Annotated in this window: 25 protein-coding genes and 1 pseudogene; 12 read left to right on the top strand and 14 right to left on the bottom strand. The window is 65.5% G+C overall.

All coding sequences use genetic code 11. The features are described 5' to 3' along the window. Positions 1–3 precede the first annotated feature (3 nt). Positions 4–1,203 (top strand): sensor histidine kinase, encoded by a 1,200-nt coding sequence (locus ABW18_RS08535; RefSeq protein ID WP_049698640.1) that lies wholly within the window; start codon positions 4–6, stop codon positions 1,201–1,203. Next, positions 1,200–1,835, top strand: a complete 636-nt coding sequence (locus ABW18_RS08530) for a response regulator transcription factor (RefSeq protein ID WP_049698507.1) — start codon at positions 1,200–1,202, stop codon at positions 1,833–1,835. The genes ABW18_RS08535 and ABW18_RS08530 overlap by 4 nt, the downstream gene beginning before the upstream one ends. 4 nt (positions 1,836–1,839) lie before the next feature. Here the strand turns inward: ABW18_RS08530 and ABW18_RS08525 are convergent, their stop codons facing one another. The 6 genes from ABW18_RS08525 to ABW18_RS08500 all read right to left on the bottom strand — a co-directional run bounded on the left by ABW18_RS08525 (position 1,840) and on the right by ABW18_RS08500 (position 6,894). Continuing rightward, the gene (locus ABW18_RS08525) at positions 1,840–2,697 is read right to left on the bottom strand and encodes a TIGR03621 family F420-dependent LLM class oxidoreductase (protein ID WP_049698506.1); all 858 of its coding nucleotides are present in this window, start codon (positions 2,695–2,697) and stop codon (positions 1,840–1,842) included. Between the two features lie 85 nt (positions 2,698–2,782). Beyond that, complete coding sequence (locus ABW18_RS08520) at positions 2,783–3,418, bottom strand: LutC/YkgG family protein (protein WP_049698505.1); 636 nt, start codon at positions 3,416–3,418, stop codon at positions 2,783–2,785. Beyond that, positions 3,415–4,857: a LutB/LldF family L-lactate oxidation iron-sulfur protein gene (locus ABW18_RS08515; RefSeq protein WP_049698639.1), complete on the bottom strand. Its 1,443-nt coding sequence runs from the start codon at positions 4,855–4,857 to the stop codon at positions 3,415–3,417. The genes ABW18_RS08520 and ABW18_RS08515 overlap by 4 nt, the downstream gene beginning before the upstream one ends. Positions 4,858–4,961: 104 nt before the next feature. After that, positions 4,962–5,702: a (Fe-S)-binding protein gene (locus tag ABW18_RS08510; protein WP_049698638.1), complete on the bottom strand. Its 741-nt coding sequence runs from the start codon at positions 5,700–5,702 to the stop codon at positions 4,962–4,964. A 196-nt stretch (positions 5,703–5,898) separates the two neighbouring features. Further along, the gene (locus ABW18_RS08505; protein WP_049698504.1) at positions 5,899–6,399 is read right to left on the bottom strand and encodes an acyl-CoA thioesterase; all 501 of its coding nucleotides are present in this window, start codon (positions 6,397–6,399) and stop codon (positions 5,899–5,901) included. 168 nt (positions 6,400–6,567) lie between these two features. After that, positions 6,568–6,894: a transglycosylase family protein gene (locus ABW18_RS08500; RefSeq protein WP_049698503.1), complete on the bottom strand. Its 327-nt coding sequence runs from the start codon at positions 6,892–6,894 to the stop codon at positions 6,568–6,570. 308 nt (positions 6,895–7,202) lie between these two features. On the opposite strand from ABW18_RS08500, the gene ABW18_RS08495 reads away from it, so the two are divergent. After that, a complete protein-coding gene (locus ABW18_RS08495; protein WP_049698502.1) occupies positions 7,203–7,988 on the top strand; it encodes an enoyl-CoA hydratase in 786 nt (261 codons plus the stop codon). 18 nt (positions 7,989–8,006) lie between these two features. Here ABW18_RS08495 and ABW18_RS08490 read toward each other — a convergent pair whose 3' ends face one another. From ABW18_RS08490 to ABW18_RS08480, 3 genes are all read right to left on the bottom strand, one after another. Beyond that, positions 8,007–9,278, bottom strand: a complete 1,272-nt coding sequence (locus ABW18_RS08490; RefSeq protein WP_049698501.1) for an AI-2E family transporter — start codon at positions 9,276–9,278, stop codon at positions 8,007–8,009. Between the two features lie 228 nt (positions 9,279–9,506). Then, positions 9,507–10,091 (bottom strand): hypothetical protein, encoded by a 585-nt coding sequence (locus ABW18_RS08485; protein ID WP_049698500.1) that lies wholly within the window; start codon positions 10,089–10,091, stop codon positions 9,507–9,509. After that, positions 10,088–10,852, bottom strand: a complete 765-nt coding sequence (locus ABW18_RS08480) for an RNA polymerase sigma factor (protein ID WP_414651965.1) — start codon at positions 10,850–10,852, stop codon at positions 10,088–10,090. Before ABW18_RS08480 ends, ABW18_RS08485 begins: the two co-directional genes overlap by 4 nt. 174 nt (positions 10,853–11,026) lie before the next feature. Between ABW18_RS08480 and ABW18_RS08475 the strand changes: the two genes are divergently transcribed. The 7 genes from ABW18_RS08475 to ABW18_RS08445 are packed head-to-tail and all read left to right on the top strand — an operon-like array spanning position 11,027 to position 15,413. Continuing rightward, positions 11,027–11,533 (top strand): Asp23/Gls24 family envelope stress response protein, encoded by a 507-nt coding sequence (locus ABW18_RS08475; RefSeq protein ID WP_049698499.1) that lies wholly within the window; start codon positions 11,027–11,029, stop codon positions 11,531–11,533. Then, a complete protein-coding gene (locus ABW18_RS08470; protein WP_049698498.1) occupies positions 11,533–11,991 on the top strand; it encodes a hypothetical protein in 459 nt (152 codons plus the stop codon). The genes ABW18_RS08475 and ABW18_RS08470 overlap by 1 nt, the downstream gene beginning before the upstream one ends. Further along, a complete protein-coding gene (locus ABW18_RS08465) occupies positions 11,984–12,166 on the top strand; it encodes a DUF2273 domain-containing protein (RefSeq protein WP_049698497.1) in 183 nt (60 codons plus the stop codon). Before ABW18_RS08470 ends, ABW18_RS08465 begins: the two co-directional genes overlap by 8 nt. Then, a complete protein-coding gene (locus ABW18_RS08460; protein ID WP_049698496.1) occupies positions 12,159–12,725 on the top strand; it encodes an Asp23/Gls24 family envelope stress response protein in 567 nt (188 codons plus the stop codon). The genes ABW18_RS08465 and ABW18_RS08460 overlap by 8 nt, the downstream gene beginning before the upstream one ends. Further along, complete coding sequence (locus ABW18_RS08455; protein ID WP_053117402.1) at positions 12,722–13,369, top strand: DUF6286 domain-containing protein; 648 nt, start codon at positions 12,722–12,724, stop codon at positions 13,367–13,369. The genes ABW18_RS08460 and ABW18_RS08455 overlap by 4 nt, the downstream gene beginning before the upstream one ends. Continuing rightward, positions 13,366–13,923: an Asp23/Gls24 family envelope stress response protein gene (locus ABW18_RS08450; RefSeq protein WP_049698495.1), complete on the top strand. Its 558-nt coding sequence runs from the start codon at positions 13,366–13,368 to the stop codon at positions 13,921–13,923. Before ABW18_RS08455 ends, ABW18_RS08450 begins: the two co-directional genes overlap by 4 nt. A 14-nt stretch (positions 13,924–13,937) precedes the next feature. Beyond that, positions 13,938–15,413, top strand: a complete 1,476-nt coding sequence (locus ABW18_RS08445; protein WP_049698494.1) for a WS/DGAT domain-containing protein — start codon at positions 13,938–13,940, stop codon at positions 15,411–15,413. On the opposite strand, the gene ABW18_RS08440 is transcribed toward ABW18_RS08445, so the two are convergent. Then, positions 15,343–16,257: a hypothetical protein gene (locus ABW18_RS08440; RefSeq protein ID WP_049698635.1), complete on the bottom strand. Its 915-nt coding sequence runs from the start codon at positions 16,255–16,257 to the stop codon at positions 15,343–15,345. The two genes, ABW18_RS08445 and ABW18_RS08440, sit on opposite strands and share 71 nt — an antisense overlap. Positions 16,258–16,266: 9 nt before the next feature. Beyond that, on the bottom strand, positions 16,267–16,854 hold the full coding sequence (locus ABW18_RS08435; RefSeq protein WP_049698493.1) for an HhH-GPD-type base excision DNA repair protein: 588 nt from the start codon (positions 16,852–16,854) through the stop codon (positions 16,267–16,269). Positions 16,855–16,886: 32 nt separating this feature from the next. Between ABW18_RS08435 and ABW18_RS08430 the strand changes: the two genes are divergently transcribed. After that, on the top strand, positions 16,887–17,414 hold the full coding sequence (locus ABW18_RS08430; RefSeq protein WP_049698492.1) for a hypothetical protein: 528 nt from the start codon (positions 16,887–16,889) through the stop codon (positions 17,412–17,414). 161 nt (positions 17,415–17,575) lie between these two features. Continuing rightward, positions 17,576–19,096 (top strand): sugar porter family MFS transporter, encoded by a 1,521-nt coding sequence (locus ABW18_RS08425; protein ID WP_049698491.1) that lies wholly within the window; start codon positions 17,576–17,578, stop codon positions 19,094–19,096. A 22-nt stretch (positions 19,097–19,118) separates the two neighbouring features. Here the strand turns inward: ABW18_RS08425 and ABW18_RS08420 are convergent. The 3 genes and pseudogenes from ABW18_RS08420 to ABW18_RS08410 form a co-directional block, all read right to left on the bottom strand. Further along, positions 19,119–19,811, bottom strand: a pseudogene (locus ABW18_RS08420) (lysoplasmalogenase); the annotation flags it as partial. Positions 19,812–19,843: 32 nt separating this feature from the next. Beyond that, positions 19,844–21,031 carry an alpha/beta hydrolase gene (locus ABW18_RS08415; protein WP_231894277.1) on the bottom strand — a complete coding sequence of 396 codons (1,188 nt, stop codon included), beginning with the start codon at positions 21,029–21,031 and terminating at the stop codon, positions 19,844–19,846. Positions 21,032–21,120: 89 nt separating this feature from the next. Beyond that, positions 21,121–22,062 carry a hypothetical protein gene (locus ABW18_RS08410; RefSeq protein ID WP_049698489.1) on the bottom strand — a complete coding sequence of 314 codons (942 nt, stop codon included), beginning with the start codon at positions 22,060–22,062 and terminating at the stop codon, positions 21,121–21,123. Positions 22,063–22,215: the final 153 nt, after the last annotated feature.

Below are 22,215 nucleotides of genomic sequence, written 5' to 3'. Positions count from 1 at the left end.
GACATGCACCCGTCCCCACTCACCCCCGTTGTCGCTGCGTTGCGGTGGGGTCTGCACCTGCTCGCCGTCGCGCTGACCGTGGTGGTGATCGTGCGCGCGTTGATCGCGACTCCGCCCGACGTCGCGGCGGCGATCGTCGCTGCGGTCTGGCTCGCGGTCTATTTCGCGGGCGGTCTCGTGGTGGGCAATCGTCGGCGTGCGCTGGTGTGGCTGGCCGTACTCACCGCGGTGTGGCTGGTCGAACTGGCACTCACCGCGGAGGCCACGTATCTCGTCTTCGTCCTGTTCTTCCTCTACCTGCACCTGCTCGGTCGACGCATCGGCTTGGTGGCCGTCACGTTGGCTACCGGTGTCGCGGTGGTCGGTTACGCGCTGCACAACGGATGGTCGGCGGCCGCGATCATCGGGCCAGTGCTTGGTGCGGGTGTCGCCGTCGTGATCTCCGCGGGCTACGCACAGCTCTTCGCCGAGGCACGACAGCGGGAGCGACTCATCGACGAATTGGTCGCTGCGCGAGCCGATCTCAGCGATCAGCAACAGGCCATCGGCAGGGCCGAGGAACGTGAACGGCTCGCTGCCGAAATCCACGACACCGTCGCGCAGAGCCTGTCGAGTATCCAACTCCTGTTGCACGCGGCAGAACAGTCGACCGGAGAACAAGCGGCGTCGTCGATCGCGTTGGCGCGCAACGCCGCTGGTGACGCACTGACCGAGACCAGACGCCTCATCGCAGAACTGTCCCCGGCGCCCCTCGACGGCTCCTCGCTGGCGGATGCACTCCGACGAGTCGCCGCGGACGCATCGGGACACGGCATCACCGTCAGCGTGCTCATCGAGGGCGACGCACAACCACTCGCCATGCCCACCGAGGCGGCGCTTGTCCGTGTGGCGCAGGGCGCGGTGTCGAACGTGGTCCGCCATTCTCGCGCAGGCACGCTGCATCTCACCCTCACGTACACCGCCGACGAGGTGCACCTCGACATCGTCGACGACGGTACGGGTTTCGCGGCCGATGCGTCGGAGGGATACGGGCTCAGCACTATTCGACGGCGCGTCGACTCTCTCGGCGGACAGGTCGACATCACCTCAGACGACGCGGGTACCACCGTTGCCGTCTCATTTCCCGCCGTGTCATTTCCCGCTGTGTCATTTCCCACCGTGGCGCCTGCTGCCGCGCGGTCGGTGCAGGAGCGCGGCCGGTGATCCGCGTTCTACTTGCCGACGACCATCCGATCGTGCGGGCCGGGTTGTCGGCGTTGCTCGCCAACGCCGCTGATATCGACGTCATCGGCGAGGTGGCGAAGGCCGACGACGCGGTGGCCTGGTGCACCGACACCGCCCGATCCCCACAACCCGATGTCGTCCTGATGGATCTCCGCTTCGGAGAGGGGATGTCGGGAGTGGAGGCAACCCGGAGGATTCACGCCCTGCCGCGGGCGCCGCACCTTCTCGTCGTCACGAACTACGACACCGACGCCGACATCCTCGCCGCCATCGAGGCAGGGGCGAGCGGGTACCTGCTCAAAGACACCGCGCCCGCGGAACTGCTGGCCGCGATACGGGCAGCGGCGGCGGGGGAGAGTGCGTTGTCGCCGTCGGTCGCGACCCGACTGTTGACGCGGGTGCGTGCCACGCCCGACACCGTGCTGACGCCACGCGAGATCGACGTCGTCGCACAGGTGGCGACGGGCCGGAGCAATCGCGAGATCGCGAAGGCGCTGCACGTGAGCGAGATGACGGTGAAGTCGCACCTGGTGCACATCTTCACCAAGCTCGGCGTCGGCTCCCGGACCGCCGCCGTCGCCAGCGCGCGTCGTCAGGGACTCATCGACTGACCGGTCAGCCGCGCACGAGACCGATCACCTCGGCGAGTGCGTCGAGATCCTTTTGCGAGGGTTCGATGAACGTGAAGTACGAGATTCCGGCGGTCTCGTTGAGGTGGTTGATCCTGTCGGCGACCTCCGCAGCGCTGCCGTGGAGGATGTTCACCGATCCGCGGAGTGCGGCGTCGTCGAGGTCGGGGTTTGCCCCGCGCAGCGCGGTGACATCGGGTTCGCGCCCAACGGCCAGGTCGAAGAGGATCACGTTGAGTTCGAGTGCGTCGAAGCGCTCACCGGCCTCGCTGCGGACGTGGGCGACGCGGTCGGCGAGCACGTCGTCGGTCGGCAGGTTGGAGAACGCGACGATGTCGGCCTTGCGTGCGGCGAGCGAGAGTACGCGGTCGCCGATTCCCGCGACCATGATCGGCGGATGCGGCTGAACGAACGGTGGCGCCTGCGCGGGATCGTCGAAGGCGATGTGCAGATGGTCGACGACCTCCTCGAGATGATCGACTCGCTGGCCGGGACGGCCGAACGGGATTCCCGCGGCGTCGAATTCGGCTTTCACATAGCCAGCTCCGAGACCGATCTCGAGCCGCCCACCGCTGAGTTGATCGACGGTTGCGAGGTCGCGCGCGAGCAGCGCGGGACTGTAGAAGGGCGCGTTGAGTACGAAGTTTCCGATCCGCAGCTCTGGTGCCTGCGCGGCAGCCGCGACGAGTGCGGGCATCGGCCCGATGAGGCCGAGGTGGTCGGGTACGAGAACGACGTCGGCGCCGGAATCGGCGACGGCTTGCACCTGCGCACGGAACTGATCGCCCGTGCCGGTTCCCAACAGGTTGACTCCGAAACGGATCTTTCGCGTATCTGGCGACATGCCTAGTACCAACCGCCGCGACCGGCCATGGATTCCGGCCAGGGCCCGATGGATTCCGGGCAGGAACCGATCTCGCTGCCGACCACTACGCCTCGACGATGATGACGTGGAGTGTGCGCGGGCCGTGGACGCCCTCTACGCGGTCGAGTTCGATGTCGCTCGTCGCGCTCGGTCCGCTGATCCAGGTTTGGGCGCGGGTCGCCGAACCCTGCTCGATCAAGCGGGCCACTGCTTCGGGAACGTCGCTGACGATCTGATCGGTGCGGATCATGCAGAGGTGAACATCGGGTACGAGTGACACGGCCCGACGACCTTGTCCCGCACCGTGATCGAGGACGATGGTGCCGGTGTTGGCAATGCCGACCGCCGCGGTGGTGATCACCGCCGACGCGGCGTCGAGTTCACTGGGGGAGAGATCGTCATCGGACAGCCACGCCGGGTCTACCCCAGACAGCAGATCGCGGACGACGGCGTCGGCGATGACCGGACCGTCGAGGTTCTCCAGCAGGGCGTTCACGTGATCCGACAGGTGTGCTGGATCGACGCGTTCGACAACGGCCTTGTAGTCGGCGACGCGCTCGGCGAATCGGTCGACGAGGCCGAGATTGCCTGTGCTCGAGGGTCGGCCGTAGGCCCAGTCGACGGGTGTGACGTCGTCGGCAGGTACGTCGGCCAGGGCCGCGCGGACCCGACCGATGATCTCCTCACGGGCGGCGGTCATCGTGCTTCATCTCCAGAAGTGTTGTCGCGCTCGCGTTTCCACCACTCGCGAAACGTCTCAGCGGGTGGAACCGGGGTGTCACGCGCACTCGACCACGGAGTCATCGGCCAGGGCAGCGCGCCGAGCGTGCGCCGGTTGCCGAAGAAGCGGTGACTCGCTGTGGCGGCTTTCTGGGCGGCCTCGAGTCTGCGGTGATCGGCGAAGACCTTCTCCATGGCTTTCATCGCTGCGGCCTCGGCGGTCGGTAGCCCCTTCCGATGTTCGTCGACGACGCGGGTGCGCAGATGAACGAGTATGTCGGGTATGGGAATTCGGACCGGACACACGTCGAAGCACGCACCGCACAGGCTTGACGCGTAGGGGAGCGATTGATCGATCTTCGACGCCGTGCCGCGGAGCTGAGGGGTGAGAATCGCGCCGATAGGACCCGGGTAGACCGAACCGTACGCGTGCCCGCCGGTGCGCTCGTAGACCGGACACACGTTGAGGCACGCCGAGCACCGAATGCAGCGCAGCGCGGCGCGCCCGACCTCGTCGGCCAAGACGCCGGTGCGGTTGTTGTCGAGGAGGACGATGTGCACGTTCTGCGGACCGTCGCCCGGGGTGACGCCTGTCCACACCGACGTGTACGGATTCTCGCGTTCGCCGGTGCTGGAGCGAGGAAGTACCTGCAGGAATACTTCGAGGTCGGCCCACGTCGGCAGGATCTTCTCGATGCCCACCACGGAGATCAAGGTCTCGGGCAGCGTCAGGCACATGCGTCCGTTGCCTTCGGATTCGACGACGACAAGGCTGCCGGTGTCGGCAATCGCGAAGTTGGCTCCGCTGATGCCGACCTTGGCGCGTAGGAACTTCTCACGCAGATGTACTCTCGCCGCCTCGGCCAGCCGCGCCGGTTCCTCGGTCAGGTCGTCGGGTGCGGGGCGTCCCACCTTCGCCATGTTCTGCAGAAAGATCTCACGGACCTCGCTGCGATTTCGATGAATTGCGGGCACGAGGATGTGACTCGGCCAGTCGTTGCCGAGTTGCACGATGAGTTCGGCGAGATCGGTCTCCCACGCGTCGATGCCCGCGGCGGCAAGCGCCTCGTTGAGTTCGATCTCCTGAGTGGCCATCGACTTGACCTTGACCACTTCCGAGGCGCCAGTGCTGCGGACCAGATCGACGACGATGCGGTTGGCCTCGTCCGCGTCGCGCGCCCAATGCACCTGTGCGCCAGCGGCCGTCGCCTTCTCTTCGAACTCCAACAGGTAGGCGTCGAGGTGGCGTAGCGTGCGGTTCTTGATCGCCTCCGCCGCCAGCCGCAACTCCTCCCAATCGGCGAGTTCGTCGACAACCGCTGCGCGCTTGTGCCGGATGGTCGACGTCGCGTGTTCGAGATTGCGACGCTGGACGGTATTCGCCAACTCGTGACGGGCGGCCTTCGGGAACTTCGGCATCCCGACGAATGTCTCGGTCACCCCGACGTGCGGATGTCCGAGACCGAAACCGTGCCGGCTCAACGCTTCCTGCTCGGCGTGCTGATCGGACTCAACTGTCTCGCTCATGCCGGGTGCTCCTCGGTCGACGCCAAGATTTCTGCGAGGTGCATGGTGCGTACACCCGCCCGTTCGCGGGAGAGGAGCCCTCCGATATGCGCGAGGCACGAGTTGTCCCCTGCGACAAGAACTTCGGCCCCGGTGTCGCGGACATGCCTGGACTTGTCTGCCCCCATCGCCACCGAGACGTCGGCGTTCTTCATCGCGAAGGTGCCCCCGAAGCCGCAACACTGGTCGGCGGCAGGCAGATCGACGAGGTCGATGCCACGTACGTTGCGCAGCAACCGAATAGGTTTGTCGCCGACGCGCAGCATCCGTAGGGAGTGACACGTCGGGTGGTAGGTGACCCGGTGGGGAAAGTAGGCACCGACATCGGTGACGCCGAGGACGTCGACGAGGAACTCGCTGAGTTCGAAGAATCGTGGTGTGATCTCGTCGACGTCGAGGCACAGCCGGGTGTCGCCGGTTCGCGCGGCAACGGCCGCATGTTGGTGGCGGACCGATCCGATACACGAACCCGACGGGGCGACGATCGCGTCGTATCCGGAGAAGACGTCGACGAACTGTCGTACACCGCCGATGGCTTCGTCGGCGTAGCCCGTGTTGGTGAACATCTGCCCACAGCATGTCTGCTCGACGGGGAACTCGACTCGGATACCGAGGCGTTCGAGCAGCAGCACGGTTGCCCGTGGGGTGTTCGGCCACATCGTGTCGTTGAAGCAGGTTGCGAACAGCGCGACTCTCATCGCGTGCTGTTCTCGGTTCTGCTGTGGTGCATTGATCACCGCCAGGGCTGGGGGCTCGGGTTGGGGGCTACAACCTGAGGGCTGGTGGTCGGTGTTCCCTACGACCCGACCTGGCTTCGACGCTATGGCCACTCGCAGTGAGCGTCAACCGCTGGGCACCGTACGTTCGATGGTGGTGCTGTCGAAGCCGTCGCGGTCATCCGTCACGCGCGGAGCGCAGAGCGGCGCGGCGGAGTTCTGCCTCGGCGAAGCGTCGTTTCTGGTCGTCGGTCTCGGGCGTGAGAGGTGGCACCTCGTGCGGACGTCCGTCGTCGCCCATGCTGACCATGGTGAAGTAGCAACTGTTGGTGTGGCGGCGAATCCCGGTATGGATGTTCTCGGTCTCGACCCTGATACCGACCTCCATCGAGGTACGTCCGGTGTAGTTGATCGAAGCCGAAAGAATGAGCAATTCGCCCACGCGTATCGGTTCACGAAAGATGACGCGATCGACCGACAACGTGACCGCGTATCGACGTGAGTACCTGCTCGCGCACGCGTAGGCGACCTCGTCGAGCAGTTTGAGCAGCGTGCCACCGTGGACGTTTCCGGTGAAGTTGGCCATGTCGGGCGTCATCAGCAGTGACATCGACAACGTCGAATGGTCGGCGTCGGACACGTGATGAGTGCTCTCCGACGACCCGTGCCCGGCATCCATGTCGCGAATCGTAGCCGCCTTGACGGTGGCTGGCGTGCTGTCAGACGCGCAAACGCCCCGCGATCTGGCAAACGCGCGTGGTACACCACGGGCGTCCGCAGAATCGCGGGGCGTTTACAGAACCGTAGAACCGATCAGGTCCTCACAGCAGGTGGGCAGACCTCAGGATCAGAGGTACTGGCCGCACACGGGCCATGCGCCCGGTCCCTGAGTTGCGAGCACGTTCTCCGCAACGCGGATCTGCTCGTCGCGCGACGCGTTGGACGCGCTGCCGCTACCGCCGTTGGCCTCCCAGGTGCTCTGCGAGAACTGCAGGCCGCCGTAGTAGCCGTTGCCGGTGTTGGTTGCCCAGTTGCCGCTGCTCTCGCAGTTGGCGACGGCATCCCAGTCGTGTCCGTCTGCGGAGGCGGTCGCGGTCGCGACGCCGAACGGAGCAAGTGTGAGCGCGCCGATGATTCCGGCACGAAGGGCGGTCTTCTTCATCCGCGTGGTCATTGTTCCTCCTATCAGTCACCCGGTAAGGACGAATTGAGTGGGTGTCGGGTGACTCGAATTTGGACCAACGGCGACCTTACGGAGTGATCACGGAAAGGTCACATCGACTTTCTGACCTGCGCAGCGAGGATTAGCGAAGATAAATCTGACATTTTCATGTGAAATGCCTGCGCACTGCGGCGTTTTGCTGTGTTATTTAGCGAGTTTAGCGGTCGCCTATACTGTGAGACAGATCACCTCCATATTGTGGTCCGGCGCACAGATATCGTCGAGTTGCTCAATAATGCGTGTAGAGAAATGAGGGCGAAATGTCGGAAATCAATTCCACGACGGTCACCGTGTCTCACGACGGACCGATCGGCTACCTCACGCTGACCGATCCACGTCGACGCAACGCTCTCTCGACGTCGACGATGCAGGCAGCCACAACCGCGCTGCGCGAGTTCGATCGGGACGAGGGCGTGCGGGTGGTCGTCGTTCGAGCAGAAGGGCCGGCCTTCTCCGCTGGACACGACCTCACTGAACTCGTCGACAGAACGCTCGACGACGAGGAAGCGGTCTTCGCGACGTGTGTCGAGCTGATGACGACCATTCACGAGATCCGCCAACCGGTGATCGCGCAGGTCGCCGGGCCGGCTTTCGCGGCAGGTTGCCAATTGGTGGCCACCTGCGACCTCGCGGTGGCGTCCACGACTGCCTCGTTCAGCACGCCGGGAGTACGGATCGGGTTGTTCTGCTCGACCCCGATGGTTGCCCTGACCAGGGCGATCGGACGCAAGCGGGCGATGAAAATGCTACTCACCGGAGAACCGATCGACGCAGCGACAGCCGCGGACTGGGGACTGGTCAACGACGTCGTCGAACCCGATGCTCTCGACGGCGCTGTTCGCGATCTCGCGCTGCAGATCGCGTCGTCGAGCGCGTCGACGCTGGCGATCGGCAAGCGTGCCTTCTACCGGCAGATCGACGAGTCCGAGCCGCAGGCGTACCGCTCGATGAGTTCGACGATGGCCACCAACGCGATGACGTGCGATGCGCAGGAGGGCATGACGGCCTTTCTCGCCAAGCGAGAGCCGGTGTGGTCAGATCGGTGACTCGGAGATGACCCTGTCTCAGGCCGTGCTCTCGCCGCCGTCGCCCGCACGCAGAGTCTGCTCCTCTGCCTCGCGGATGCGTTCCTCCCGATCGTTGTGCCGTCGCGCGTCCTCGACCTCGTCTGTGGTCGGTCGGCCCGAGGAGACCAGCACGTCGGCCCAGCGGGTCGACGGATCGATGTCGATCAGGAGCGACTTGCACAGCAGCGTCAGCGGGATGGCGAGAAGCGCACCGAGCGGACCGATCACCCAGGCCCAGAAGATCAGCGACAAGAACGTGACCGTCGTGGTGAGGCCCACGGAGTCGCCGACGAACTTGGGTTGGATCACCGACTGGATCACGAAGTTGATCGCCGAGTAGACGACGATCACCCACAGCGCGAGGGTCCAGCCTCCGTCGAGGAGTGCCAGGATCGCGGGCGGGATGACTCCCAGTACGAAGCCGATATTCGGGATGTAGTTGGTGATGAACGAGAGCAGGCCCCACAGCAGCGGTAGCGGAATGCCCATCAGCCACAGGGCGCCGGTGTCCAACACGGCCACGATGAGGCCGAACACCGTCGAGACGACGAGATAGTTTCGCGTGCCCGAGGCGAACGTCTGGAATGCGTGCGCCACGTCGGGGCGAACCTTCTTCAGAACGTCGTAACGCTCATCGGCGTTGATCGAATCGACGGCCATGAACAGCAGGACGGTGAGCACCAGGATGAGGGCCGACGCCGCGTTCGCCGTGCTCGACACGACGTCGCCGACGACGTCGAACACCTTGCCCGCGTCGATATGCGAGAGCATGTCGTTGACCTTGTCTTCGCCGATGCCGTGGTCGGACAGTGCTTTCTGGACGTCGTCGATGAGGTCGTTGAACTTGTCGCTGTACTGGGGAAGTATCGTCGCGAGCCGTGCGACGCAGTAGATGACCGAACCGAAGAGTCCGAGGATGATCCCGTAGACCAGTAGGACCGTTGCGAGGAACGCCGCCCACTTGGGCCAGCCCTTGCGCCGCAACCAGCCGGGCACCGGTGCGACAGCGACAGTCATGATCAAACCGAGGAACACGGGCCCGACGATCGATCCGATCGATTTGATACCCAAGACCGCGACAACGATGCCCGCGATGGTCAGCAGCACCACGGTCCCTCGAGGAAGTGCCCAGGTCGGCGAACCGGGATCGTCGACAGCCGTCTCGCCGCTGGTCGAGGCCGATGCGCTCGTGTCGCCGGTCGCCGTTTCTGCCTCCGCTGTCGGCTTCCGTGCGGCTACCTCGTCCGAACCAGTTTCTTCGTCCGCCATGTCGACCTTTCTGTCGGCGTCGGCCCCCGCAGATATCTCGTGTGACGCAGCAATCTCGATGACGCAGCAGCACTGCCCAAAGAGCAGTTTTCCCTACAACGGGACTACCTAGAACGGGATTGCCCAGAACGCGGCGCTCCCTGTGACGGTCGTGACGAAGAAACCCGCCGCGCTCAGCATATAGACGCTCGTGCCACTCGCGAGAGAAAAACACGCGCATGCCCGGGGTCAGTCGATCCAATTCCTGGTGTACAGATCCTGCCACCGGACGTCGATGTGTTGGCGTGCGGTCGTGGTGGTCGAGGGGCCGAGAACGGACGCGAGCACGGTCGCGACGACCTCGCGTACGCGATCGGAATCGGCGACGAGATCGTCGTGATAGCGGGCGATGAGTCCGATACGCACCCGGCTGACTCCGTTTTTCGGGCTGCCCTCTGCTTGCTGGCCGTCGGTGCTCTCGGCGCTGTGGGTGGCCTCGATGCCGTCGGGGCCGTCGAGTTCCACCAGCACAACGAGTCGGCCGAGCGTATGTCGGACGCGTGTGGCGAGCAGTTGTTTGACGACGCGGTCGTTGACTCGCACCGTGCCCTCATCGGTGTCGAGGAGGCGGCCGTTGCGTCGTACGCGACCGAGTTTTCCCGTGATCGAGGAGATCAGCTGCGCGATGTCACGGTCGGGCTCCTCGAGTCGGCGGCTGGCCTCCACGAGCCAGGCGTCGGTCTCGTCGGAGTCGTCGTCCAGAATCTCGTAGCGGTCGTCGAATTCGGTGCCGGGAGAACCCGCGCCGCGGGTCGTCCTGCCTGTTCGCGTCATCGTTGTCCTCCTCTCATCGGACCCGTCCCTGTGCTGGTCGTGCCTGTGCTGGCTTGCTCGTCGTTGGTCGCGTCGGGCCGCCAGGGGGCAAGGCGGGTCGCGAGGTACCGCCTACTTCGTTGTAGGTGCCCGCGGACCGAGCCGACAGAGATCTGCAAGACCCGTGAGATTTCGGTGAGTGAGAGTCCCTCGGCTTCTCGCAGCCACCATACGGCGCGCGATGTCTCCGGAAGTGTCGTCAATTCTCGACGCAGCGCATCGACGAGAGAGGTGTGCAGCACGTCGTCGGCAGGGAGGGGATGGGGGTCGGTGAGGTCGGCGAACCGTTCTTCCGCGGTCGGAATGTCTCGGCGTCGACGCCAGTGGTCGACGGTTCTGCGATGCGCAATCCCGAACATCCACGTCTTGAACGAACTGCGAAAAGCGAAGTCGGGTAGTCCGCGCCATGCGTCGAGGAGTGTGTCCTGGGCCAGATCCTCCGCGGTCTGCGGATCGTCGACCATGCGGCGTAGGTAGCGCAGCAGCGAGGGCGAGAGTTTTGCGACGAGTACCGAGAACGCCTCGGCGTCGCCTGCTGCCGCAGCGGCAGCGAGCTCATCCTCGGAGAAGTCGCTCAACGCAGCGGCAGGAGAGGGAGCTGACGGACCGGGCGCGGAGCGCAGCGTCGCACCCGGCGCGCCCGTGTGTCGGCCCGCCGCTGTCGGTGACTCGTCACTGTGTCCGGCGTCACGCGAATTCACGCGTGCAGATATCGGATTCACTACGACTGACCTTATACGGGCGCGATGAGGAAGCGGGTCAAAGATCCCGCCGTCACCGCCCCCGTCTCGGTTACCGCCGGACGGCGCGTCGAAAGGTCGGCGCGAGCGTTCGAGGTCGTCGGGACCCGTCGTCTGACCGTCCACATGGGACGAGAATGAGGAAAGAGGAGCGTCATGGCCGAGAACGCAGCCACAGGAACCGCAACCAACCAGTCGGGCACCACCGGCACCGAGGGCGCGAAGAGCAGCGCCGTCGCACTGGCTGATGCCTCCAAGAAGGTGGCGCCCGCCGGAGAGCGCGGCAGGACGTCGATCGCCGACCAGGTTGTCGCCAAGATCGCAGGCATCGCGACCCGCGAGATCAACGGCGTCTACGACGTGGGCGGCGCGACCGAGCGCATGGTCGGCAAGGTCCGCGAGGTGATCCCGGGCACGGGCACCAGCACCACACAGGGCATCAACGTCGAGGTCGGGGAGCGGCAGGCCGCCGTCGACGTCTCGATCGTCGCCGACTACGGCGTCGCGATTCACCAACTCGCAGCAGCCATCCGACGCAACGTGATCACCTCGATCGAGCAGATGACCGGTCTCGAAGTGACGGAGGTGAATGTCACCGTGCACGACATCCACTTCGGCGACGATGACGACGACGACTCGTCGAGCACGCCGCGGGTCCAGTGATGTCTGAGTCTTCTCAATCCGAGTCCTCGCAAGCGGGATCGGTTGCGCAGCAGGTCGCCGCGGCCGCGCAGGCGGTTCCCGGGGTCACGGGTCTGCACGCCGGAGTTTTCGGCGAGGTCGCAACCTATCTGCCCGGAAGCCGGGTGAGCGGTGTGCGCATGTCCGACGACTCCGGCGAGGTGCACATCATCGTCGACATCAACCACGACCTGCGCGCGGTCGCCGACGACGTTGTCACTGCCGCATCGCGAGCAGCGGGTGTGCCGGTCTCCGTCGTCGTCGAGGACGTTTCGGTGGGACCCGCCGAGTCCCACGACGCCCCCGAGAGCACATCAGGCGGGGATACGGCCGCAGGGGAGATCCCCGTTGGCGACATTCCCGTTGGTGACATTCCCGTCGGGAGTACATCGGCGCAGGCAAATCCAACTCGATCAACAGAGGTGAACAACGATGAGTAACAACGCTGTCGTCGGTCTCATTGTCGGATTGCTCCTCGCAATCGCGGCAACGACCGGAGGCTTCACCGGCTTCATCCTGGCCATCGTCCTCGGAGCGGTGGGACTGGTCATCGGGCTGCACCGCGACGGTGTGCTCGATCTCGGCCATGTGCTGAAGAGTCGGAACCGTGGCTGATGCAGTCACCGTCACCCGCGGCGACCTAGGCAAGTCGGCGGTCGGCACGGCAGCGCCCGCACTGTCTCCAGAGGCCGCCGACTCGTCCGACCCAGGGGCGCGCGGCAGTCTGATTCTCGACGACCGCGTCGGCGAGAAGATTGCCGAGCGGGCCGCTCTCGGGGTAGACGGTGTGATCGAATCCGACGGCAAGGGTGCGTCGGTACTGAATTCGCTCAACCCGCTTGCGGGCGGCTATCCGTCTGCGTCGACCGACATGTCACAGACCGCGCCGGTCATCAAGCTCACCATCTCACTGCAGTGGCCGTGTGCGGTTGCCTCGGTGTGCGCGGAGGTTCGTGATCACGTCGCCGCCGAGGTCACCCGACTGACCGGAGTGCGTCCCGGACGCGTCGATGTGACGGTCGCCGAGATCGTGACGGCCACGCAGGCAAAGCGTCGCCAGTCGGGGTTCGTCGAGATCCCGAATCCGTCGGCTGAGTCCGGGGATTCGCCGGATCGTGTGGACCAGAACAGCGATCGAGACCAGGACACCAAACCCAGCGAGGAGGAGTCATGAGCACGGCCGCGCCGGACGCCACGCCAGAGGCCAAGACCCCAGAAGGCAAGCACGCAGAAGACAAGCATGCACGTGCCGTGATCCGCGCTCATACCGCTGACACGCACAAGGGCAAGGTCTTCAATCCCTCGGCAGGGCCGAAATCCGTTGTGTCCGGGGTGATCATTGGCGTCCTACTGCTTGCATTGGTCGCGGTCGCCATCCACGACCTGCTCGTCGAAGTGGGTTGGATCTCGGGCACCCGGTGGTTTCAGGCCGCTGCCGACTGGCTCGACGGCGCGACGTGGCAGGACTGGATGTGGGCTGCCGCAATCGGTTTCATCATCGTCGGCCTTCTCCTGCTGTGGACGGCATTGGCGCCGCGCAGGCGCACGCACGTCAGTCTCGGCGATTTCGAGGTCCTCTGGACTCGACGTGGCGATGTCGCACGCCGATTCAGCACGGCCGCGCTGTCGGTGCGGGGCGTCGAACATGCGACAACGGTCGTCGGACGACGGCGCGCCAAGGTGCTCGTGACCACCGACTCCGAGGTCGACGAGTCGGCGCTGCACGACACGCTCGATGGTGTCGCGGCGTCGTTGGAGAAGCCGTTGCGCGTGAAGCTCAAGGTTGTCACCCGACACAAGAAGGGGGCATCGCGATGAACCGCGGACCCGCGTCATTTCATCGGATAACGGCAGGGCTGATCGGTCTGATCTGCCTCGTCGTCGGAGTGGGTGCAGTGCTGTGGCAACTCGATGTGCCCAAGGTTCGGGAGTGGGCAGACCACCTCGATTCGGGCTGGCCCGCACGCCTCGACGGCACCGATTGGTGGACGTTGGTGCTGTTCGGGATCGTCCTCATCGGATTGATCTGGGGATGGTCACTGATCTCCACGGCCATTCGCCCGAGCAAGGTCGACGACCTCGAACTCGCAGGCAGCAACGACGACGGCGACCTGGTCGTCGCACCCAAACTGATCGCGAACGCGGTCGCCGCCGACCTCGCGACACACACGATGTTCGACGACGTCTCGGCCAAGGCTCTCGACGACAGGGGCCGCAAACTCATCAGGGTCACCGTGACGGCTCCTCCGACCTACTCCTACGACGAGGTCGCTGCCGTGCTCGGACCCGAGATCGAGCTGATCCGGTCGGCCGTGGACGGTTCCGACGTGCACGTCCAGGGCCTCGTCCACTTCGAAACACCCACGAGCTGACCCGGTCTCGCCGGATGCAACGGATGTCGGCCGCGGATGTGGTGCCGTATTGGATGGCGCCGATCATCCCCAACGACCAGTTCGTCGTCTACGTCTTCGCCGACGACCGTCCGGGCGACGCCGGTGAACTCGCAGCGTGGATCGCGACGAGGGCGGCGGGCGTCGCAGACTTGAGACTGCGCGTCCTGGACATACCGTTCACTCTCGATCGGCCCTACTGGGTGCACGCCGACATTCTGCCGAGCCAGTTCGTCGTCGACGACGCCGAGCGCACCTGGCAGGACTGTCTGGCCATCTTGGCGGACCGGATGTCCGAGCAGCTCGATCCGGCTGAGATGGCCTGGCGGGTACATCTTTTCGCTCACGTGTTGGGCGTTCCGGGCATCGAGCACTCTGGCGTCGAGGTTTCTGACGCCTCCGCCGGTCCGAGCGGCGGGGTTCGTGCCGGGGTCGTCGTCGCCCTGCAGGTCTCACACGCGCTCGGGGACGGTCGACGCACCGCGGCGATCACGCGCGACCTCTTCGGACCTGTGGCACCGATGCCGGCGAACCCCGCGTATCCGGTACGCGCACTTCCGGATTCGACGTTGCGCGTCGCTGGTGCGGTCATCGGTGCGGCGCGTCTACCCGCGCAGTTCGCGTGGATGATCGCCCGCGGATTCGTTGCCTGGCAACGATATCGGGCGGCTCCACCGCGGCAGGCTGCAGGAGTGCTGCTCTCGCGGCTGAACCGTGCACCGGGCACGGGCCGAACCCTGCGCACGCTCACCGTGGAGCGTGATGCTCTGCGCATCGGTGATCGTGGTGTCACAGTCGGCGCGCTAATTGCGATTTCGCTGGCGTTGCCGACGTTCCTCGGTGACCCAGACGGCCGCCTCGTTGTCGAGCTCACCGTTGCGAGGAACTCAAAGCGGCTGTCACGCAACAACTTCCGAAGCAAGAGCTCTCGCCGCAACAATTTCCGCAACGTCGGCGTCGACCTCCACGTCGACGAGTCGGATCTTGCGCAGCGGGCTCGCCTGATCGCCGGCGAGATCGACGCCGCCCGCCGCGCCGACGAGGACCCTGCGCGCGTCGCGTCGCGTGCGGCCACCGCCGCGACTCCCGCCGCGTTGACCCGTTGGGGCATCGGCCATTTCGACCCGACGGCAGTTCCCGAGCGCATCACCGGAGTCACCGTCGTGTCGTCGGTGAACCGTGGTGCGGGCGACCTCATGCTCGATGGCAGACCCGTCCTCGCGACAACGGGATTCCCTGCGCTCTCTCCTGTGCAGGGGCTGACGCACGGCGTGCACGGAATCGCCGATCAAGTCACCATCTCGGTGACGACGTCGCCGGAAATCGCTCCCGACGTCGACGACTACCTGACATTGCTGTCCGAAGCGATAGACCAGCTCGACGCCGTCAGGACCAGCGGCGTCAGAGCTGGTCGTGCGGCGCCCGCGATGGATCGTGGCCGCTCGGAAGGGAATTCCGCGAGCCACGTGTGAGCCGCTTCGGCAGTCGGTCGGCGAGCCCGCCGAGCGGTGCCACCGTCTGGTTGAGAAGGTCGACGGTCTCTGCGAGTTCGTGAACGGTGTCTTGCATCGCGATGAGATTCGGTGCGAGCGTTGCGATGACCTCGGTCAGTTCGGTGATGCGATCGAGCGTGCCGCCGGGCGCGATAGCTCGCTCGACCGCTCCGTTCTCGCCGACGAGCTGGTCGAGAAGACCCCCGTCGGCCGCGAGCCGGTCGAGGACGCCACCGGGTTCTGTCGCCTTCTCGAGCACGCCACCGGGAGCGGTGAGCTGGTCGACGATCCCGCCCTCGGACGTCAGGCGCTCGAGGATGCCCTCGTTCTCGGTGAACTGGTCGACGACTCCACCCTCTCGGGTGAGCCGGTCGAGTGGCCCGTCTTTGGCGGTGAGCCGGACGAGGATGCCGTTCTCGTCGGTGATCTGGTCGAAGATCCCGCCTGGGGCCGTCAACTTCTCGAGAAGTCCGTCCTTGGCGGTGAGGCGGTCGACGACGCCGCCGGGCGTCACCAGCCGCTCGAGCGGACCTCCCGGCGCGATCAGCCTGCCCAGTGGGCGGTCGGGCGACATCAGATCGCTCAGTTGAGCCAGCAGCGCGAGCGGAGCGCGTGCGCCGCCGAGTTCGGCCCCGGAGACACCGATGGCCTGTCCGATCTCGTGCTGCACACTCGTCGCAGTCACTCGCGCAATGGTGACCGCCGATTCCGCGGCGGTCAGTGCCACACCTGCTATCGCGAATCCCAGGCGGAACGGCAGGTCGACGGCCGAGCGGATGTCCACAGGCACGATGTCGGCGTCGGTGCCACGTTCTTCGACCACCACGACACCCTAGCCTTTCGACGACGCCTGATCGCCTGCTTTCGCCGCTGCCTTGGCGGCCTTCTTGAAGTCCCGAACCTTCTGCAGTGAGTCGGGGTCGGTCACGTCCGCGACCGAGCGAAATCCCTTCTTACCGTAGTCGCCGACGACCGTGGTCCAGCCTCGCGGGGCGACGTCGAGTTGCTTTGCGAGTAGTGCCGTGAAGATCTTCGCCTTCTGATCGCCGAACCCGGGCAGTGCGCGGATGCGGTCGAACAGTTCTTTGCCGGTCGTTGCCGTTGTCCACAGCCGCGCGGTGTCTCCCTCGTACTCGTCGACGATGACGCGGGCGAGCGCTTGCACCCTGCCGGCCATCGAGCGGCCGTAGCGGTGGATGGCGGGCGGTGTGGCGCACAGGTCGGCGAAGGCCTCTGGTTCGGCGTCGGCGATCGCTTCGGGATCGAGCGAACCGAACCTGTCCCGGATCTTCGCGGGCCCGGCGAACGCGCGCTCCATCGGAAACTGTTGATCGAGCAACATACCGGTGAGCAGTGCGAATGGGTCGGTCGACAGCAGTTCGTCTGCGGCTGGGTCCTGGGCAATCTGCAGTTTTGCCATGGCTTCATCCTAGGGACTTCTACACTTGCGCCATGCGCGAAGGGGTAGTCGGTGCAAGCAAGGTCGCGACGCGCCGGGTCGCGGCGCTCGTGGGTGCCGCAGTGGTCGCCGTCACGGGACTGACGACCGTCGGCGTCGGCGGTGCGCAGGCGATTCCCGAGAACAGCAACCCCAACTTCGTGACCTCGATGAGGTGCGACAGCGCCAACCCGTGGCCCCTGGGGCCGTTGCGCATCCACGTCGATGTCTTCAACGGCATCCGTTTCCCCTCGGACGGCCTGCCGCCCCCGGCCATCGAACTCATCGGAACCGATCGCAGCAAGGCAGGACTCGTCGAGTACTCCATGGACGTCACGGTCTCGTGGCGCAACCTGGCGACAGGCCGCACGGGTGTGGTCAGTGCGCCGAGCCGGGCACGAAACATCTCCTGGCAGATCGACATTCATCCGGGTGCGGGGCCGGTCTCGTTCGTCATTCGACAGAAGATCGGGGCCATCGCGTTCCTGCCGATGGTCAACCCGCAGTTCTCGACGTGCCGCGGCACCGCAACTGCTTTCTGAACGCCCGACTGTCACGATCTGAGCTCGATCTCGTCGCCCTGTCACGGTTTCGGGTGTGGTGCCGTGCAAAACGCCTTCACGCTGAACAACATTGGGTAACGTGAAAATCACGTCTGGGGCGCTGGGGCCCCGCGAACCGAGCATCGAGGCGAGGTCAGGCAATGTCACAAGCTCGTTCTGCCCCTTCATCTGATCAACACACTGCGCGGGTCATCGGCGTCAGCGTCGCAGCGGCCGTCGGCGGATTCCTCTTCGGCTTCGACAGTTCCGTGGTCAACGGCGCCGTCGACTCCATCCAGGACACCTTCGGGCTGGGATCGCTGTTCAAGGGCTTCGCCGTCGCGATCGCGCTGCTCGGTTGCGTTGTCGGTGCGTGGTTCGCCGGTCGTCTCGCCGACGTGTGGGGTCGCAAACGCGTGATGGTTCTCGGTGCGGTGATGTTCGCAGCATCGGCCATCGGAACCGCCTACACGCAGACGGTATGGGATCTGCTCATCTGGCGTGTGATCGGCGGACTCGGCATCGGTATCGCGTCGGTGATCGCTCCCGCCTACATCGCCGAGATCGCACCGGCGCGCTATCGCGGGGCGCTCGCGTCGATGCAGCAGTTGGCCATCACGCTCGGTATCTTCGCCGCGTTGTTGTCGGACAAGCTCTTTCAGCAGGCCGCGCCCGGCGGTGACCCGATGAACACGTTGTGGTGGGGGCTCGAGGCCTGGCGGTGGATGTTCCTGGTCGGCGTCATTCCCGCGGTGGTGTACGGCATTCTCGCGCTGCTGATCCCCGAATCTCCGCGGTATCTCGTCGGGCACAATCGCGACGAGGAGGCCGCCCGCATCCTGCAGGAGGTCACCGGGGAGCAGCATCCGCTCGACCGTGTCAAAGAGATCAAACTGACCGTCAAGCGTGAATCGTCGGCCAAGCTGTCGGATTTGCGCGGTCCCTCGTTCGGTCTGCATCCGCTTGTCTGGGTGGGTATCTGGCTGGCGATCTTCCAACAGTTCGTCGGTATCAACGCCATTTTCTATTATTCGACGAGCCTGTGGACGTCCGTCGGCTTCAGCACCGACTCCGCGTTCACCACGTCGGTCATCACGTCGGCGATCAATGTGGTGATGACGTTCGTGGCGATTCTGTTCGTCGACCGCATCGGGCGGCGGGTGCTGCTCCTCTGGGGTTCGGTCGGCATGTTCATCGGGCTCATCATGGCGTGCGTTGCGTTCACACAGTCGCACTACAAGGAGACCGGTTCTGTCGGCGATACGCAGTGCACCCCGGGGAACACCAATTCCGATTGCCTGACGCTCAACGGGCACTGGGGTGTCGTGGCGCTGATCGGAGCCAACCTCTTCGTGATCGCGTTCGCCGCCACGTGGGGTCCGGTCATGTGTGTCATGCTCAGCGAGATGTTCCCCAACCGAATCCGCGGGGTCGCGCTCGGTGTGTGTACCGCCTTCAACTGGTTGGCGAACTTCACCATCTCGATGCTCTTCCCGGAGGCCAGCTCGACCCTCGGACTCGGGTGGGTCTACGGCTTCTTCGCGTTCTGTGCCGCGGCGTCGTTCTTCTTCGTCAGGGCCAAGGTGCGTGAAACGAAGGGTCTCGAACTCGAGGAGATGGATGCCGTTGCGGCAGACGATCTCTCGCGCTTCGAGGCGACGAAGCGGGCCAAGTCGAGTTAGGTCAGTCGAGTTAGGTCTGAATTCAGTCGGTCTCGGCTGACCTGGCGATGTCGACGGCATCGGTGAGCAGGTACTGTGCCGCGAAATAGCTTGCGAGAACCCAGACTTCGCTGAGGCGTCGCGCCATGGCGCCCGCGATCAGGTGGCGGCGGTTGAGAATCGTGAAATCTGATGCGAGGAACAACAGCCCGCCGACGCGAGCCGAAGGCTGCGGGGTATCGACAGTGCCCGCGAGGGTCGACATCGACGCCAACGAGGTGCCGTACGGCGCCAGCACGAGCAGGGGGCGAGGTCGGTTGGCGGCCAGGATCGCGGCCGACTCGCCCAGCGCCGCCATCCTCGGTACGAACGCCTTGACCGTCGGCCGGGCGCCGCGGCGCCACAGTAGTGCGCAATAGCTGAGTTGGGCGGCTCCGAAAAGCGCTGCACCCGTCGCGAGTCGACGATCCTTTGTCACGCGATCGGCTTCGGTGTCGGTCGGCGTGAACTCTTCGACGAGCATCGCGCGGTCACCTGCCGCAGAGAACGCTATGGCGCAGGCGAGTAGCGCGTCGTCGATGCCGAGACCGGTGTGTTGTCGTTCCTGTCGACGCAGTAATGCTCGCCCCGCGAGCAGCACGAGCGGGATCGGCTTGGTGAGGGCGGCGGTGCGTCGTGTCCCGAATGCTCCCGCGGCGCTCGCGGCAGCCGACGCCGCCGCGTAGGCGAGAGGAAACCTCGCCGACGCGGCTCGCTGTCAGTCCGCCATCAGCGCATGGTGGTGGCGATGAACGATCGGATGTCGTTGTCGGCCATCCGGTTTGCGCTGTCGGCAGACAGGGTCAGATACGGTCGCGGAGAGACCTGCCTGTCGGCCATCCGGGCGTCGTTGATGTAGTTCAGTGTCAGTGGCACGATCACGGACGGGTCGACGAGGCCCTGCGTCATCATCACCGGTCGGGTGAAGCCACGAACCGGCAACACCGAGGCCGCCTCGAGAACGCCTGCGAGCTCACGATTGCCCGAAAGTGGTTTGGAGAACAGCGATCCCAGTGATATGCCGTCGACCTCGCGGGTCAGATCGGCGACGCACAGTTGCGCGGCGCGGTTCAACCAGCTTCTGCCGCTCTCGGTGAGGTAGTCGACGACGTCGACGGACGGGCGTGCGCTGCTGATGGCGCTGAGGGTGTAGAGGGCGTCGGCCGTCAGCCCGGCGGGCAGGTTGACGGTGCCCGGGCCGAGTTTGGTGAGCAGCGACGAGAATTGGGCCGGGATCGACGATGCGGCTGCGCCGCGGAAGTCCAGAGTGGAGCCACCGAGCGTCTGGCCGATTCGAGCGAGTGTGACGGCGGCTGCAGCACCCTGCCCCTGACCGACGACGGCCCAGCGACGCGAGACATCGCTGCGTAACGATTGGGTGGCGCGCACGGCGTCGACGATATTGCGAGCGGTTGCGTCTGTGTCGAAATACTGTGGCGTGCCGGCGGTTCCGAGTCCCGCGTAGTCGGTGCTCACCACAGCGTATCCGCGCGACAGCCATGTGCGTGCCTGGTCGAGATCAGCGACGGTCGGCCGCACCGACGGTGCGCACCCGTCCGCCAATCCACGCGAGCCGTGTGCCCAGGCGATCACCGGGAATCCGCCTGCGGGAACGGAACCGAAGGGCGTCAGGAGCACACCACTGGATTGTCGCGGCTTGTGATCTGCGCCGGTTGTCGCGTAGGTGAACACGGTGCCATTCGCCGCGCCGGGCACCAGATCCGGCTGCGGGATCGACCGGCGCGAGTACACCGAACCTGCCGACGCCCCGGTGGCTGTGGTTGCCCCGGTGGTCGTGGTGGCATCGACACTCGTTGTGGCGCCGGAAGTCTTGGCGGTGTCCGATGAGGACTGCGTGTTACCGCCCGACAGTGGTGGCGCGGCCGATGCCAGGGCAGGTGCTGCTGCGAGGCTCACGGTGACCAAGGCTGCGCACGTCGCTACCCGAAGTGATCTGTCCGATGCGTGATTTCGCCTCCGTGGCCTCCGACGCCGAGATGACGTGGTCACTTGGCGTTCACCACGCCGACTGCGGGCAGGAAGAAGCACGAGCGTCCCGCGTTGTTCGAGGTTCCGTAGATGGCGGCGAGAACGGTGCCGCTTCCGGTCTTGACCGGTGCGAGGCGCACACCGGACAGCAACGGCTGCAGGGCCTTCGCGCGCGCATCCGTCACCGGGGCGAGCTTCTCGAAGCCGCCCTGGAGCGTCGAGGTGTTGAACCACGCGACCTGCATCTGGCCGTCGTCGGCCGTGCCGGTGCCCATGGTGGCCGGGACGAATGCGAATGCGGTCTCACCCTTGTCGACGAGGTTCAGCTTCTCCGGCAACGTGATGCCGGGGATGAGTTTCAGCAGCGGCGCCAGGGGCTCGACGAGCTTCATCGGCTCATCCTTGGCGGGCCAGGGCCCGGGTGCCGCACCGGCAGCGCCTGTCACGAGCCCGAGCGGGTTGTCTTCGGTCGGCGTCGCGCAGAACGGTGCGATGGCGGGCGAGAACGGTTGGATGCCGAGCAATTTGAGAACGGACCCGACGTCGGAACCGGCGACGGGATGGGGTGCGACGCCGGTGGCGCTCACGTCGCGCGAGGCCGACGCACCACCGAGGGCAACGGAGAGGGTGTTGAGTTTGCTCTCGATGTCGGCGGTGGAGAGTTGCCCGAGCGAGGACTTCACGGCTTCGGCCGCCTTGAGTGCCATCTGGTCGACGCCTGCGGCCTTGAGTACTTTGACTGCTTCTGCGAGCTCGTGGTCGAGGGGAACGCTGCCGAGCGCCTGAGGATCGGGAGCCAGCGTCGTCGGCGGGGTGGGCAATGCGGGTGCCGCCGATGCCGTCGCCGGGACGACGAGCAGCATCGCGGCTGCCGTGACCGCTCCTGCAACGCCCACGCGGATTCGACGGCGGTTCTGCTCGCGGCGACCGGTTGCGGTGGGTTGAGCCGACATCAGCATGCTTCTCCTCGACACGACCATCAGCCCACGCGTCGTAGCGTGGTGCTGATGTGACAGATGTTTCTAGAGTTACAAGAGACCACGGTTGAGGTTGGCTCTGCAAGTCGCGAGTCCGAGCTGTGATGTGCATGCGACCCCGACGCGATCCCCGAC

Origin of the sequence: Gordonia jacobaea, assembly GCF_001186365.1 — a bacterium.
Lineage (GTDB): Bacteria > Actinomycetota > Actinomycetes > Mycobacteriales > Mycobacteriaceae > Gordonia > Gordonia jacobaea.
The sequence above is the reverse complement of the archived record's forward strand: the minus strand, read 5'-3'. Positions and strand labels throughout refer to the sequence as shown.